Origin of the sequence: Pseudomonas sp. AN3A02, assembly GCF_011765255.1 — a bacterium.
GTDB lineage: Bacteria > Pseudomonadota > Gammaproteobacteria > Pseudomonadales > Pseudomonadaceae > Aquipseudomonas.
This window is the reverse complement of the sequence record NZ_JAARNI010000002.1, coordinates 404227-419022: the sequence shown is the minus strand read 5'-3', so window position 1 is coordinate 419022 and position 14796 is coordinate 404227. Positions and strand designations below refer to the sequence as shown.

At 62.1% G+C, this 14796-nt stretch carries 17 protein-coding genes; 14 read left to right on the top strand and 3 right to left on the bottom strand.

Going from position 1 to position 14796, the window contains the following annotated elements; genetic code table 11:
• Window positions 1–53: 53 nt before the first annotated feature.
• Window positions 54–1283, bottom strand: a complete 1230-nt coding sequence (locus HBJ59_RS11625) for an MFS transporter (RefSeq protein WP_178124264.1) — start codon at window positions 1281–1283, stop codon at window positions 54–56.
• A gap of 106 nt (window positions 1284–1389) precedes the next feature.
• Here HBJ59_RS11625 and HBJ59_RS11620 point away from each other — a divergent pair, with 106 nt between their 5' ends.
• Window positions 1390–2286, top strand: a complete 897-nt coding sequence (locus HBJ59_RS11620) for a LysR family transcriptional regulator (protein ID WP_167663635.1) — start codon at window positions 1390–1392, stop codon at window positions 2284–2286.
• Window positions 2287–2744: 458 nt separating this feature from the next.
• On the opposite strand, the gene HBJ59_RS11615 is transcribed toward HBJ59_RS11620, so the two are convergent.
• Complete coding sequence (locus HBJ59_RS11615; protein ID WP_076015180.1) at window positions 2745–3098, bottom strand: DUF6124 family protein; 354 nt, start codon at window positions 3096–3098, stop codon at window positions 2745–2747.
• 299 nt (window positions 3099–3397) lie between these two features.
• Window positions 3398–3820 carry an NUDIX domain-containing protein gene (locus HBJ59_RS11610; protein WP_167663634.1) on the bottom strand — a complete coding sequence of 141 codons (423 nt, stop codon included), beginning with the start codon at window positions 3818–3820 and terminating at the stop codon, window positions 3398–3400.
• 368 nt (window positions 3821–4188) lie between these two features.
• On the opposite strand from HBJ59_RS11610, the gene phnC reads away from it, so the two are divergent.
• From phnC to phnP, 13 genes are all read left to right on the top strand, one after another.
• The gene (gene phnC, locus HBJ59_RS11605) at window positions 4189–5022 is read left to right on the top strand and encodes a phosphonate ABC transporter ATP-binding protein (protein WP_167663633.1); all 834 of its coding nucleotides are present in this window, start codon (window positions 4189–4191) and stop codon (window positions 5020–5022) included.
• 31 nt (window positions 5023–5053) lie between these two features.
• The gene (gene phnD, locus HBJ59_RS11600) at window positions 5054–6055 is read left to right on the top strand and encodes a phosphonate ABC transporter substrate-binding protein (protein WP_167663632.1); all 1002 of its coding nucleotides are present in this window, start codon (window positions 5054–5056) and stop codon (window positions 6053–6055) included.
• Window positions 6056–6186: 131 nt separating this feature from the next.
• Entirely contained in the window at window positions 6187–6969 is a 783-nt protein-coding gene (gene phnE / locus HBJ59_RS11595; RefSeq protein WP_003210621.1) for a phosphonate ABC transporter, permease protein PhnE, read from the top strand.
• A 36-nt stretch (window positions 6970–7005) separates the two neighbouring features.
• Entirely contained in the window at window positions 7006–7710 is a 705-nt protein-coding gene (phnF, locus tag HBJ59_RS11590) for a phosphonate metabolism transcriptional regulator PhnF (protein WP_023659262.1), read from the top strand.
• An 11-nt stretch (window positions 7711–7721) separates the two neighbouring features.
• Complete coding sequence (gene phnG / locus HBJ59_RS11585; protein ID WP_167663631.1) at window positions 7722–8159, top strand: phosphonate C-P lyase system protein PhnG; 438 nt, start codon at window positions 7722–7724, stop codon at window positions 8157–8159.
• Window positions 8159–8749, top strand: coding sequence for a phosphonate C-P lyase system protein PhnH (gene phnH / locus HBJ59_RS11580; protein ID WP_063028147.1), 591 nt, complete (start codon window positions 8159–8161; stop codon window positions 8747–8749). The genes phnG and phnH overlap by 1 nt, the downstream gene beginning before the upstream one ends.
• The gene (locus HBJ59_RS11575; protein ID WP_167663630.1) at window positions 8749–9825 is read left to right on the top strand and encodes a carbon-phosphorus lyase complex subunit PhnI; all 1077 of its coding nucleotides are present in this window, start codon (window positions 8749–8751) and stop codon (window positions 9823–9825) included. Before phnH ends, HBJ59_RS11575 begins: the two co-directional genes overlap by 1 nt.
• Window positions 9818–10684: an alpha-D-ribose 1-methylphosphonate 5-phosphate C-P-lyase PhnJ gene (locus tag HBJ59_RS11570; RefSeq protein ID WP_167663629.1), complete on the top strand. Its 867-nt coding sequence runs from the start codon at window positions 9818–9820 to the stop codon at window positions 10682–10684. Before HBJ59_RS11575 ends, HBJ59_RS11570 begins: the two co-directional genes overlap by 8 nt.
• Window positions 10645–11454, top strand: a complete 810-nt coding sequence (gene phnK, locus HBJ59_RS11565) for a phosphonate C-P lyase system protein PhnK (protein WP_143503585.1) — start codon at window positions 10645–10647, stop codon at window positions 11452–11454. The genes HBJ59_RS11570 and phnK overlap by 40 nt, the downstream gene beginning before the upstream one ends.
• Window positions 11454–12173: a phosphonate C-P lyase system protein PhnL gene (gene phnL / locus HBJ59_RS11560; RefSeq protein WP_076015188.1), complete on the top strand. Its 720-nt coding sequence runs from the start codon at window positions 11454–11456 to the stop codon at window positions 12171–12173. Before phnK ends, phnL begins: the two co-directional genes overlap by 1 nt.
• Window positions 12163–13311, top strand: a complete 1149-nt coding sequence (locus tag HBJ59_RS11555; RefSeq protein WP_167663628.1) for an alpha-D-ribose 1-methylphosphonate 5-triphosphate diphosphatase — start codon at window positions 12163–12165, stop codon at window positions 13309–13311. Before phnL ends, HBJ59_RS11555 begins: the two co-directional genes overlap by 11 nt.
• Window positions 13311–13874, top strand: a complete 564-nt coding sequence (gene phnN, locus HBJ59_RS11550; RefSeq protein WP_076015190.1) for a phosphonate metabolism protein/1,5-bisphosphokinase (PRPP-forming) PhnN — start codon at window positions 13311–13313, stop codon at window positions 13872–13874. Before HBJ59_RS11555 ends, phnN begins: the two co-directional genes overlap by 1 nt.
• The gene (phnP, locus tag HBJ59_RS11545; protein WP_076015191.1) at window positions 13865–14614 is read left to right on the top strand and encodes a phosphonate metabolism protein PhnP; all 750 of its coding nucleotides are present in this window, start codon (window positions 13865–13867) and stop codon (window positions 14612–14614) included. Before phnN ends, phnP begins: the two co-directional genes overlap by 10 nt.
• The last annotated feature ends 182 nt before the right edge of the window (window positions 14615–14796 follow it).

Below are 14796 nucleotides of genomic sequence, written 5' to 3'. Positions count from 1 at the left end.
ACTGTTGTTTGCGGTTTTTCATACGTCGTTATCGGAGTATTCCCACTATAGAGTCAGGCCCGTTCCCTGGCGCGGTGCGGTGCACTGAGCCAATGGATCACCCCGGCAATCACCCCCAGCGCCACGCCAAACTCCACAATCCCCATCCAGCCCAAACGGGCCATCAACCAGCCGCTGACCGTGGCACCCACCGCGCCGCCAAAAAACGTCGCCGTCATGTACAAACTGTTGATGCGGCCCTGAGCTTTCGGGTCCACCGCAAACGCCCGAGTCTGATTGGAAACTAACCCCGACTGCACCCCGATATCCAGCACGATCACCCCCAGCACCAGCAAGATAATCGAGCTCTCCGCACCCGCCAGCAGCAGGAATGCCAGAGTCACAATCCCGATACTCGCCCCAATCACCTTGCGTGAACCCAATCGGTCAGAAGCCCGTCCACCGAGCGACGCCGCCAGCGCACCCGCCGCACCGATAATCCCGAAACCGCCGGCCCAGGCACTGCCCAACTGCCATGGCCCGTGGGCCAACAACGCCGCCAGATTCACCCAGAACGCATTGAAGCAAGCCCACAACAACGCCTGCACCATCATCGATTGGCGAATCGGGCTGTTGTCGCGCATCAGCGGCCACAGCGACGCCAGCAGGCGAGGGTAGGACAGGTCAGTGCTGGGCACGCCCCGTGGCAGCAGCTTGGCGGCGGCGATCCACACCGGAACCATGAAGGCCGCTTCCATCGCGTACACCGCCCGCCAGCCATAAGCCTCACCGACCACGCCGGCGATAGTACGCCCGAGCAGAATCCCGACCATGATCCCGCTGACCACCGTTCCCACATTGCGCCCACGTTCGTGTGGCTGTGACATCACGGCTGCGAACGGCACCAGTTGCTGCGGTACACAGCTCACAATCCCCAAGCCAAATGACGCCGCGACCAACGCCCAGATGCCCGGTGAAAACGCCGCCGCCAGGGCGAAACAGAACGCCAGCGCGATCTGCCCCAGCACCAGTTTGCGCCGGTCAAAGCGGTCGCCCATCGGCAACAGCAATGCCAGGCCGGTGGCAAACCCCAGCAGGGCGGAACCGGCCACCAGGTCCACGGTGGTTACGTCCACGCCCATGTCCGAGGCGATCAGCGGCAGGATCGGCTGGGTGCAGTAAATATTGGTGATCACCGCGCCGGCGATCACCGCCATCATAAGGATCTTGCCGCGCGGCGCGACCGCAGGCGCTGCAGGACTTTGGTAAGTAATCGGTTGGCCACTCACGGCGCTCTCCTTCAATGCAGGTCTCCGGGGGCGGAGATGAGTGGCCAACGTTACGCACTCGCGCTTGGCAGGATAATCCCCTAGGATTTGGAATCATCCTTCCAGAATTTGATAGGTTTCCATGAACCGTCTTGAATCCATGTCCATCTTCGTTGCCGTGGTTGATGCAGGCAGCCTGACGGCTGCGGCGCGGCGCCTCGACATGCCGCTGGCCAGCGTCAGCCGCAAGGTGGCTGAACTTGAGACGCACCTGAAAACCCGCCTGCTGCACCGCACCACGCGCCAGCTGTCGTTGACCGATGCCGGCGCCTCTTACCTCGACGCATGCCGGCGCATTCTTGAAGACATCAGCGAGGCCGAGCGCGCGGCCACTGGCGAATACTCTCAGCCCCGGGGCGAACTGGTGGTCACCGCGCCCGTGGTCTTCGGGCGGCTGCACATCGTGCCGGTGGTGGCGGAATTTCTGGCGCAGTACCCGGAGATCGACATCAACCTGATCCTCACCGACCGCGTCGTGCACCTGATGGAAGAACACTGCGACGTGGCGGTACGGATTGGTGAGTTGCCCGACAGCTCGCTGAAGGCCATGCAGGTCGGCACGGTGCGGCGGGTGGTGTGTGCCAGCCCGGCGTACCTGGCCGCTCGCGGTGTACCAGGCGAACCCCAGGACTTGGCGGGACATGACTGCATCACTTTCGAAGTGCTGGCATCCCAAGGGGCGTGGGGATTTGGCGCGGGTAAAACCGGGCTCTCGGTACCGGTGCATTCGCGGTTGTCGGTGAACACCGCAGAAGCGGCGATTGCGGCGGCGACGTTGGGGGTTGGGGTGATTCGAGTGCTGTCGTATCAAGTGGCGGATGCGGTGCGGGAGGAGTCTTTGGCGGTGGTGCTTGAGGCGTTTGAGTCGGCGCCGCTGCCCATTAGCCTGGTGCACAAAGGGCAGTCGCCGTTGCCGCTGAAGCTGCGGGCGTTTCTGGATTTTGTAATGCCGCGATTGCGCGCCCGCACGGCTAAATGACACCGACGAATTTGAACCTGATGCAGATCAAAATGTGGGAGCGGGCTTGCTCGCGAAAGCGGTGGATCAGTCACCCGATGTATTGACTGACCCTCTGCATTCGCGAGCAAGCCCGCTCCCACATTGAATTTATGTTGCCAGTTGGATTTCGGTTTTGATCAAGCCACCGGGCACTCTCGGTTAAGCGCCTCATCCACCAATAACTGCGCCATTGGATCGTTCCCACGCTCTGCGTGGGAATGCCTCCCGTGACGCTCCGCGTCACCACTGCACAAGACTTCAACCTTGCATCCCCAGCTGGACGCAGAGCGTCAAAGGCGGCATTCCCACGCAGAGCGTGGGAACGATCAAAGTCCTACAGCTACTTCCAACCTTTCATTAAACCTTCATCAAACGGTTTTACTCCAGTCATGTGCAAGTCATAGGTCTGACACGGCCCGCGCCTACTGTCGTTTTGATCAGGCCACCGGGCACTCTCGATCCAGCGCTCTATCCACCAACAACAATCCCAACTCCAGCAGTTGTTGCATCGCCAATACCAGGCTGCGGTCTTTGCCATCAATGTTTTCGGAAAGGTCCAACGCCATTGCATTGGCAGACTGGAGTGTTTCGTAGGCGTTGCTCAGCAGTGCTTCCGTTTCAACGTTGGCTGATACGGTGAACAGACTAAAGTGGTTTTTTTCATTGGTGGACGCTTTGGTTTCGGCGGGTTTCAGGTAGTGATCGATGGCCCGCTGGGCGGCGTCCTGGAGCTTGGTTTTTTCAGACTTGGAGCCAGACGTTTCTGGCGGATTGGGCGTGACCTTGTACATGCAATGACTCTCCATTCAGTTGGAGCTCACCACATCTGCGACCAAGCAGGTGGGTGGCGAGCTGTACGCAGGTTGGTCGACCAGGGAATGGAAAACCCGGCAGGGCCAGAGCCCTCCCACGCACAGCTCGCCATAAAGCGAACACGATAATGCCGCTTGCGCGGCACTGTGCGCCATTCTAACCCGGGCGACCAAACCCGATCGCTGATGAGCAGCGACTTGGAGAGGCTAGCGGCGAGTTAAGGCTGCTGCAAGCCATAGAGATCGTAGGAAAAATCACGGATCTACCGGGATCTTGATTATTCTTGAAGCGATACTTCGGAAAGGCGCGGCTTTAGAAACTCCAAGGCATCTTTAAACACCTGATGCCACTCTTCTGACGGTTCGCTCGCAAGCGAGTGCCAGAAGAACCGGAACTCATGGCCGCCATCATCCTCTGCAAAATAGGTCCAGGTATCTGGTGTCTCTTCTGCGACCTGGCATTGATGAAAGGCCCATGTATGCCCCGTGGACGCTGAGTGCCAAGTGCCCAGGTCACGTATCACCTTGCCGGTTATCCCGGCTTCTTCCTGTAATTCCCGAATCGCAGCTGCGTCGGTGCTTTCGCCAGGCTCCACGCTGCCCTTGACCAGTTGAAGGCCTGCCAGGGGGTGTTTGAATGCGAGGATTTCCAGCGATTGGCGGGTTCGCAGAACGACCGGACATGCCTTGTCTTTTCCCATCACGTTGCCCTCTTGCACATATTGGCGGCCAGCTATTGCACCACAGTCCGGCACATTTCCAATGCCGGGCGAAGACCTTGTGGCGAGGGGGCTTGCTCCCGCTGGACTGCGAAGCAGGCCCAAGTCAGCCACCTCAGTACATCTGACAGACCGTGTCACCCAGGCTTGGGGCCGCTGCGCAGCCCAGCGGGAGCAAGCTCCCTCGCCACAGGTTAGGTATTCAGCGTCAGTTCCAACCTTTCATCAAACCTTCATCAAACGGTTTTACTCCAGTCATGTGCAAGTCATAGGGCTGACACAGCCCGCGCCTACTGTCGTTTGAACTCAAACGCAGCCACGGACGGCTGTTCAACCAGACAGAGAAGCCCATGACTCCAGCTATCCATGTCGATCATCTGAACAAGACCTTTGCGAAGAAATCCGCGCTGGTCGACCTCGAACTCACCGTCGCCACCGGTGAGATGGTCGCGCTGATTGGCGCTTCGGGCTCCGGCAAGTCGACCTTGCTGCGCCACCTCGCGGGCCTGGCCTGTTGCGACAAGAGCAACGGCGGCAGCGTCAAGGTGCTGGGCCGGGAAGTGCAGGCCGGCGGGCGGTTGAATGGCAAGGTGCGGCGCCTGCGCGCCGACATCGGCTACATCTTCCAGCAGTTCAACCTGGTCAACCGCCTGAGCGTGCTCGACAACGTGCTGCTCGGTTGTCTGGGCCGCATGCCGCGCTGGCGTGGCAACCTCGGTTTGTTCAACACCGAGGAAAAACAGTTCGCCATGGAATCCCTGGCCCGCGTCGGCCTGGCTGACCTGGCCGCGCAACGCGCCTCTACCTTGTCCGGCGGCCAGCAGCAACGCGTAGCCATTGCCCGCGCTTTGACGCAACGCGCCGAAGTGATCCTGGCGGATGAACCTATCGCTTCGCTGGACCCGGAGTCGGCGCGCAAGGTCATGGAGATCCTCGCCGACATCAACGGCCGCGACGGCAAGACCGTGGTGGTCACCCTGCACCAGGTTGATTACGCCATGCGTTATTGCCCCCGAGCCGTCGCGCTCAAGGGCGGGCGGATTCACTTCGATGGCCACGCCAGCGAGCTGAGCAGCCAGTTCCTCAATGATTTGTACGGTGCCGATGTCGACACCAGCCTGATGTTTTCCGACCAGACCCGCACACCCGTCGTCCCCGCACGGTTGGCCCTGGCTCGCGCTTGAAACCCTCCAACGACCCACAGGAATCCTCTCCATGTTGAACCGTATCGGTCATGTGTTTCTGTCCGCCGTGCTGTTAGCCAGCGTGGCCATGGGCAATGCCCAGGCCGCCGACAAGGCGATCAATTTCGGCATTATGTCCACCGAGTCTTCGCAGAACCTCAAGAGCATCTGGCAGCCATTTTTGGATGACATGCACAAGAAGACCGGCCTCACCATCAACGCCACCTTCGCCTCCGACTACGCCGGCCTGATCCAGGGCATGCGCTTCAACAAGGTCGACGTGGCCTGGCTGGGCAACAAGGCCGCGATGGAAGCGGTGGACCGTTCCAACGGCGAAATCTTCGCCCAGACCGCCGCCGCCAACGGGGCTGCCGGTTACTGGAGCGTGCTGATCGTGCGCAAGGACAGCCCGATCAACAACGTTGAAGACATGCTCAAGAACGCCAAGAACCTGACCTTCGGCAACGGTGACCCGAACTCCACCTCGGGCTACCTGGTGCCCGGCTACTACGTGTTCGCCAAGAACCACGTCGACGCCGCTACCGCCTTCAAGCGCACCCTCAACTCCAGCCATGAAGTCAACGCACTGAGCGTAGCCAAGGGGCAACTGGACGTCGCCACCTTCAACACCGAAAGCTGGGACCGCCTGGAAGTCACCCAGCCAGACAAGGCCGCCATGCTCAAGGTGATCTGGAAATCACCGCTGATCCCCGCCGACCCGATGGTGTGGAGCAAGGCCCTGAGCGACAGCGAGAAGACCAAGATCCGCGACTTCTTCGCCAACTACGGTGACACCGACGAAGAGAAGGCCGTGTTGAAGAACATGCAACTGGGCAAGTTCCTCAAGTCCAGTGACGACCAACTATTGCCGATCCGCCAGCTGGAGCTGTTCAAGCAGCGCACCACCATCAGCGCCGACGACAAGCTGGAAGCCGCCGACAAGACCAAGAAGCTCGCGGATATCGACGCCGACCTCGCCAAGTTGCAACAACGCATCACCGAACTGGACAAGAAGACTGCCGCCAACGGCTAACCCACCCCACTGCAGGAGCGAGCTTGCTCGCGAAAAACGTCAGGGCACCGCGCTCATTCAGGGTGCCCGCGTCATCGTTAACGACCTTCGCGAGCAAGCTCGCTCCTACAGTAAGTCATTGAGAGGGATTCATGACCACACTGCACGCTGAAGCCGTAGGCAAACGCACCTGGCCGCAGTACCTCGGTTGGGGTCTGTTCCTGATCCTGCTGGCCTGGGCCTGGCACGGCGCCGAAATGAACCCGCTGGCGCTGTACCGCGATTCCGGAAACATGGCGACCTTCGCCGCCGACTTCTTCCCGCCGGACTTCCACGAATGGCGCTCCTACCTCAAGGAGATGATCGTCACCGTGCAAATCGCCCTCTGGGGCACGGTACTGGCGATTGTCTGCTCGGTGCCGCTGGGCATCCTGTGCGCCGACAACATCACGCCTTGGTGGATCCACCAGCCACTGCGCCGGGTGATGGATGCGTTCCGTTCGATCAACGAAATGGTGTTCGCCATGTTGTTCGTGGTCGCGGTGGGCCTCGGTCCTTTCGCGGGTGTCCTGGCCTTGTGGATCAGCACCACCGGCGTCCTCGCCAAGCTGTTTGCCGAAGCCGTCGAAGCCATCGACCCGGGCCCGGTTGAAGGTGTAAGAGCCACCGGCGCCAGTGCCTTGCAAGAGGTGATCTACGGCGTGATCCCGCAAGTGATGCCGCTGTGGGTGTCCTACGCGCTCTACCGCTTCGAAGCCAACGTGCGCTCGGCGACGGTGGTGGGGATGGTCGGCGCCGGCGGGATCGGCGTGATCCTCTGGGAGAACATCCGCGCCTTCCAGTTCGTGCAGACCTGCGCGGTGCTGCTGGTGATCATCGTGGTGGTGAGCTGTATCGACGTGTTGTCCCAACGCCTGCGCAAGCAGTTCATCTGACGTCGGAGGGGTGCCCCAGGGCGCTTTTTTTTAAGCATGCAGTTGTCTAGACAAGATGAACCGGTGTACCGCGAACTCGCCGACATCCTGCGCCGCGAACTGAGCAGCTACCAGGCCGGTGAATTTCTGCCGGGCGAGGTGCAGTTGGCTGAACGCTTTGGTGTTAATCGCCACACCCTGCGACGCGCCATCGATGAGCTGGTGTTCGAAGGCAGCCTGTTGCGCCGCCAGGGCAAGGGTACCCAAGTGCTGGACCGCCCGCTGATTTACCCGATGGGCGCCGAGACCTCCTACAGCCAGTCGTTGTCGGCCCAAGGCGTGGGCGTGGAAGCGATGCTGCTCAAGCGCCGCTACTGCTTCGCGAGCCGCGAAGAGGCGCAGCAACTGGGCATCGCCGAGATGGCGCCGATGATCGAGCTGCAAACCCTGCGCAAGCTCGACCACCAGCCGGTCAGCCTGATCCGCCACCGCTACTGCGCCAGCCATGCGCCGCTGCTGGCGGACTACAACGGCGGCTCCTTGCGCCACTACCTGCGTGAGCGCGACATGCCGTTGACCCGCACCCAAAGCCTGATCGGCGCACGTTTGCCCAACCGTGACGAAGCCGCGCTGCTGATGATGCCCCGGCACTTGCCGGCGCTGACCGTATTCACCCTTTCCCGCGATCGCGACGGCCGCCCGGTGGAGCTGGCGCAGTCCACCAGCCGCTCGGATCGCTTCCAGTACCAAGTGGTGACCTGATGGAGACCCCGATGAACCTGTCCCCGCGTCAACACTGGATCGGCGTGCTCGCCCGCGCCTTTCGCAGTGAATTGCTGCCCCATGAAGACGCCCTGCGCGACGTGGATTACCAACTGATCCGCGCCCCGGAAATCGGCATGACCCTGGTACGCGGCCGCATGGGCGGCAACGGCGCGCCGTTCAACGTTGGTGAAATGAGCGTGACCCGCTGCGTGGTGCGCCTGGCTGACGGGCGCACCGGCTACAGCTACCTGGCCGGGCGCGACAAGGTCCATGCCGAACTGGCGGCCCTGGCGGATGCGCATTTGCAGGGGGCACACCCGAGCCCCTGGCTCAGCGATCTGATTGGCTCACTGGCCAATGCCCAGGCCGAGCGCCGGGCGCACAAAGAGGCCGACACCGCCGCCACCAAGGTCGAGTTCTTCACCCTGGTTCGAGGAGAAAACTGATGAATGCCCAACGCTTGCAACCGGCCTTTGTAGACCCGGTGCTGGATGCCCAGCGCGGTTTTCGCGGCGCCCTCAAGGCTCTCGCCGAGCCCGGTTTGATCCAGTCCTTGCCCGCCGCCCCAAGCCTTGAAGGCCTGGCGCCGGCCACCTACGCGCTGTGCCTGGCGTTGTTGGACATGGACACGCCGCTGTGGCTGGCACCGTGCTTCGACACGCCGCTGATTCGCGCCAACCTGGCGTTCCACTGCGGCTGCCCGCTGACCGCCAACCGGGAAGAGGCCGCGTTCGCCTTGCTCGGTGAACAGGACTTGCTCGACCTCAGCGGCTTCGACCACGGCAATGACCGCTACCCCGATCAGTCCTGCACCTTGCTGGTCCAGTTGACCGACCTGGAAGCCGGTCGCGCCTTGAACTGGCGCGGCCCGGGGATCAAGACCCAGCGTCAGGTCAACCTGCCGGTGCCCCAAGCATTCTGGCTCGAACGTCAACGCCGCGAGACGTTTCCCCGTGGCCTGGATGTGTTGTTCGCCGCTGGCCATCACCTGATCGGCCTGCCACGCAGCACCCGAATTGCACAGGAGCATGCCTGATGTACGTAGCCGTCAAGGGTGGCGAACAGGCCATCGACAATGCCCACCGCCTGCTGGCGAAAAAACGCCGGGGTGATACCTCCATCCCAGAGCTGAGCGTCGAGCAGATCCGCGAGCAACTGCCGCTGGCGGTCGCCCGGGTGATGAGCGAAGGCTCGCTGTACGACACAGAGCTGGCCGCGCTGGCGATCAAGCAAGCGGCGGGGGATCTGGTGGAAGCGATCTTCCTGTTGCGGGCTTACCGCACCACGTTGCCGCGCTTCAGCCCGAGCCTGCCGATCGATACCGCGCAGATGTCACTGAGCCGGCGGTTGTCGGCCACCTTCAAGGACGTGCCGGGCGGGCAACTGCTGGGCCCGACTTTCGATTACACCCACCGTCTGTTGGACTTCGCGCTGCTGGCAGAAGGTGAATACCCAGGCCCGCAAACCACAGCGGAGGCGACCCTGGAAGCATGCCCGAGAGTCCTGGGTTTGTTGGCTAAAGAAGGCCTGATCAAGAACGAATCCGACGACACCGGCAGCGTCGCCGACATCACCCGCGACCCGCTGGAATACCCGGCCAACCGCGCTCAGCGCCTGCAAGCCCTGGCCCGTGGCGATGAAGGTTTCCTGCTGGCGCTGGGTTACTCGACCCAACGTGGTTACGGCCGCAACCACCCGTTTGCCGGTGAGATTCGCATCGGTGACGTCGAGGTGTGGATCGATCCGGAAGAGCTGGGTTTCCCGATCTGCCTGGGCAGCATCGAAGTCACCGAGTGCGAGATGGTCAACCAGTTCGTCGGCTCGGCCACCGAGCTGGCGCAGTTCACCCGGGGCTACGGTTTGGCCTTTGGGCATGCCGAGCGCAAGGCCATGGGCATGGCGTTGGTGGACCGCTCGTTGCGCGCCAACGAGTTCAACGAAGAGATCGTCTCGCCCGCGCAGCAGGAAGAATTCGTGCTGTCGCACTGCGACAACGTCGAGGCGGCGGGCTTCGTTTCCCACCTCAAATTGCCTCACTACGTGGACTTCCAGTCCGAGCTGGAACTGATCCGCAAACTGCGCCAACCGGCCGAGGGCACGCGCCATGAATGACCTGACCCAAACACCTGCGCGTGACCCGGCGTACAACTTCGCCTACCTCGACGAGCAGACCAAACGCATGATCCGCCGCGCCTTGCTCAAGGCCGTGGCGATCCCCGGTTACCAGGTGCCGTTCGGTGGCCGCGAGATGCCGCTGCCTTACGGTTGGGGCACCGGCGGCATGCAACTGACCGCCGCGATTCTGGGAGCTGACGATGTGCTCAAGGTCATTGACCAGGGCGCCGACGACACCACCAACGCCGTCTCGATCCGCCGCTTTTTCGCGCGCACCGCTGGCGTCGCCACCACCGAAAGCACCCCGGACGCCACGGTGATCCAGACCCGTCACCGCATCCCGGAAACCCCGTTGCACGCCGACCAGATCATGGTTTACCAAGTGCCGATTCCCGAGCCGCTGCGCTTTATCGAGCCGTCGGAAACCGAGACCCGCACCATGCACGCCCTCAATGATTACGGGGTGATGCACGTCAAACTCTACGAGGATATCGCGACCTTCGGCCATATCGCCACCAGCTATGCCTACCCGGTGATGGTGGATAAACGCTACGTGATGGACCCGTCGCCGATCCCTAAATTCGACAATCCGAAACTCGACATGAGCCCGGCGCTGATGCTGTTCGGTGCCGGTCGCGAAAAGCGCTTGTACGCGGTGCCGCCGTACACCCAGGTCACCAGCCTGGACTTTGAAGACCATCCGTTCGAAGTGCAGAAGTGGGAACACAACTGCGCGATCTGCGGCAGCCATGAATCGTTCCTCGATGAGCTGATTCTCGACGACGCCGGTACCCAGAGTTTTGTGTGTTCCGACACCTGGTACTGCGCCCAACGGGTGAAGGAGAACAACCAGTGAGCCAGCCTCTTTTGCAAGTGCGTGACCTGTCGTTGTTATACGGCGAAGAGAAGGGCTGCCAGGACGTCAGCTTCGATTTGTACCCCGGCGAAGTGCTGGGGATTGTCGGCGAGTCGGGCTCGGGTAAATCCACCTTGCTCTCGTTGCTCAGCGGTCGTTTGCCACCGCAGGCCGGCAACATCGGCTATCGCGGCAAGGACGGCGAGTGGCTGGATTTGTACAGCGCCAGCGAAGCCGAGCGCCGCACCTTGCTGCGCACCGAGTGGGGCTTTGTCGAGCAAAACCCACGGGACGGTTTGCGCATGGGTGTGTCGGCCGGCGCCAACATTGGCGAGCGCTTGATGGCTCAAGGCGTGCGCAACTATGAGCAACTGCGCGGCGCCGGCCTCGACTGGCTCGGTCAGGTGGAAATCGACCCGCAGCGTATTGATGACTTGCCCCGGACCTTCTCCGGCGGCATGCAACAGCGCCTGCAAATCGCCCGCAACCTGGTCTCCAGCCCGCGCCTTGTGTTTATGGACGAACCCACTGGCGGCCTGGATGTATCGGTACAAGCCCGCTTGCTCGACCTGCTGCGCGGCCTCGTTCGCGAGCTGGATCTGGCGGTGGTGATCGTGACCCATGACCTCGCCGTGGCGCGCCTGCTGGCGGACCGCCTGATGGTGATGCGCCGTTCCCGTGTGGTGGAAACCGGGCTGACGGACCAGATCCTCGACGATCCACAGCACCCTTACTCTCAACTGCTGGTGTCTTCGGTATTGCAGCCATGATGAATGCCTTGATCGAGGTCCGTGACCTCTCGAAAACCTTCACCTTGCACCAGCAGAACGGCGTGGTGCTGAACGTGCTGCGCGGGGTGGAATTCAGTGTGAAAGGCGGTGAGTGCCTGGTGCTGCACGGCCAGTCCGGCGCCGGTAAAAGCACGCTGCTGCGCACCTTGTACGGTAACTATCTACCGGCGGGCGGCAGCATTCGTGTGCGGCATGCCGGTGAGTGGCTGGAACTGGTAGGCGCCGAGCCTCGGGACATTCTGCAAGTACGCCAGCAGACCCTGGGCTACGTCAGCCAGTTTCTGCGGGTGATTCCGCGCGTGGCGTGCCTGGATGTGGTGATGGAGCCGGCCCTGGCCCGTGGCTGGTCGAAGGCCAATGCACAGTCGCGTGCCGAACATCTGCTGACCCGCCTGAACATTCCCCAGCGCCTTTGGCAATTGGCACCCGGCACGTTCTCCGGTGGCGAGCAGCAGCGGGTCAACATCGCCCGCGGCTTCATGGTGGATTGGCCAGTGATGCTGCTGGACGAACCCACCGCGTCCCTCGACGACAGCAACCGTCAGGTCGTGCTGGAGCTGATGAACGAAGCCAAGGCTGCCGGTGCCGCACTGATCGGCATCTTCCACGACCGCGCCGCCCGTGAAGCGGTTGCCGACCGCCATTTCGACATGACCCCCGCGCCTGTTGCCCAAGAGGAATACGCCCATGCCCGCTGAACAGATCCTCAGCAATGCCCAACTGGTGACGACTGACCGTGTGTTCCTTGGCAGCGTGATGCTGCGCGACGGGCTGATCGTCGACATCGCCGAAGGCCGCAGCCAACTGCCCCAAGCCCAGGACCTGGACGGTGACTTCCTGCTGCCGGGCCTGGTGGAATTGCACACCGACAACCTGGAAAAACACATGACCCCGCGCCCCGGCGTGGACTGGCCGTCGACTTCGGCGGTGCTCAGCCACGACGCGCAGATCATCGCGGCCGGCATCACCACGGTGTTCGACGCGGTGTCCATCGGCGATGTGAACCCCAAGGGCAACCGCATGCAGAAGCTACCAGCGATGCTCAACGCCATCGCCTCGGCAGAAAGCGCCGGCCTGACCCGCGCCGAACACCGCCTGCACCTGCGCTGCGAACTGTGCCATCCCGACACTTTGAGCGTATTCCGCGACCTGGTGGAAAACCCGCTGGTGCGCCTGGTGTCGGTGATGGACCACTCGCCGGGCCAGCGCCAGTTCGTGCTCGAATCCAAGTACCGTGAGTACTACATGGGCAAGTACCACCTGAACGACGAGACCATGGACGCGTTCATCAAGCTGCAGATGGCCAACTCGAAGGAATACAGCGACCGCTACCGCGCCGCTATCGTCGAGCATTGCCTGGAACGCGGGCTGTCGGTGGCGAGCCATGACGACGCGACGTTGGCGCATGTCGAGGAGTCGGCGCGCTATGGCATGACCATCGCTGAATTCCCCACCACCCTGGAAGCGGCGCGTGGCTGCCAGCAACTGAACATGAAAGTTCTGATGGGTGCGCCGAACGTGGTGCGTGGCGGGTCCCACTCGGGTAATGTGGCCGCCGCCGGCCTGGCTGCTGAAGGATTGCTGGATATACTTTCCAGTGACTACTACCCGGCCAGCCTGTTGCAGGCGGCGTTCGTGCTGGCCGATCAACAGGACGGCGGCGACCTTTCCCGGGCGGTCAAGATGATCAGCCTGGCGCCCGCACAAGCGGCGGGCCTGAGGGATCGCGGCGAAATCGCCGTGGGCCTGAGGGCCGACCTGGTGCAAGCCAAAAAAAGCCGCGACGGACTGCCAGTGGTCCAACAAGTCTGGCGACAAGCGAAGAGGGTGTTTTGATGGCAGGCAGGTTGATCTATCTCATCGGACCATCGGGTTCGGGCAAGGACAGCCTGCTGGATGCCGCACGCCCGCGTTTGGCCGAGCGTGGCTGCCGCATTGTGCGACGGGTCATCACCCGCTCGGCGGAAGCGGTGGGCGAAGCGGCGCAGGGTGTGAGCCCGGCGCAGTTTGCCGCCATGGAGGCCGAGGGCGCCTTTGCCCTCAGTTGGCACGCCAACGGCCTGTCCTACGGCATCCCCCGGGAAATCGATGGGTGGCTGGCGGCGGGAGATGATGTGCTGGTCAACGGTTCTCGCGGTCACCTGGCGCAAACCCGGTTGCGTTATCCGAACCTGCTGGTGGTGTTGCTGACGGTGGATCAAGGCGTTTTGCGCCAGCGTTTGCTGGCACGGGGCCGCGAATCCCTGGCGGAGATTGATCTGCGGCTCGCACGCAATGCGCGATTCGCCGAAGGTTTGAGCGCTGCTCCAGATGTGTTCCTGCTCGATAATTCCGGCCAACTGGAACACACGGTCGAGCGTCTGCTGGGCTGCCTCGACGGGCAACCAGCATGCGCCTGACCCTGCTGGGCACCGGCGACGCGCGGCAAGTCCCGGTGTATGGCTGTGAGTGCGCGGCCTGTGATTTGGCCCGCCGCGACGAGAGCCTGCGGCGTCGCCCATGCAGCGCGCTGATCGAGTGCGGCGACCAGCGCTGGTTGATCGACAGCGGGTTGCCCGACCTCACCGAACGCTTCCCGCCGCGCAGTTTCAACGGGATTATCCAGACCCACTACCACGCCGATCACGCCCAAGGCCTGCTGCACTTGCGGTGGGGGCAAGGGCTGGTGATTCCAGTGCATGGGCCGGTGGATCCGGAAGGGTTGTCCGACCTGTACAAGCACCCCGGCATCCTCGATTTCAGCCAACCATTTGCCGAGTTTGAAACCCGCCGGCTGGGTGAGCTGAGCGTCACTGCATTGCCGTTGGTGCATTCCAAACCCACCTTGGGTTATCTGCTGGAAGGAGAAGGGCGGCGCATCGCCTACCTCACCGACACCGTCGGCCTGCCACCCGCTACTCGCGACTGGCTGCAACGCGAACCGTTGGACGTGCTGGTGCTCGACTGCTCCATGCCGCCGCAACCGCAGGCACCGCGTAATCACAATGACCTGACGCTGGCGTTGCAGTGTATTGATGAGGTCGGCGCGCAGTTGGGTGTGCTCACTCATGTGGGGCATACGCTGGATGCGTGGTTGTTGCAGCATCGGCGGGAGTTGCCGCGCCATGTGACGGTAGGGTGGGACGGGCGTGTGCTTTAGCGTGGGAAGTTATGTCAAGCGGTGAAGTCCTGGTCACAGGGGCATTTGGATAAAAAGTTTGAAGGGATGTGTCTTTGTTAATACCGATTTGGCGTATTCAAATGGGCGCCACTTTGTAGGTATTTAATTTTTTACTGATAAACCAATGTGGTTCTTGCAGTGCACGTGTGTGTTGAATTGTT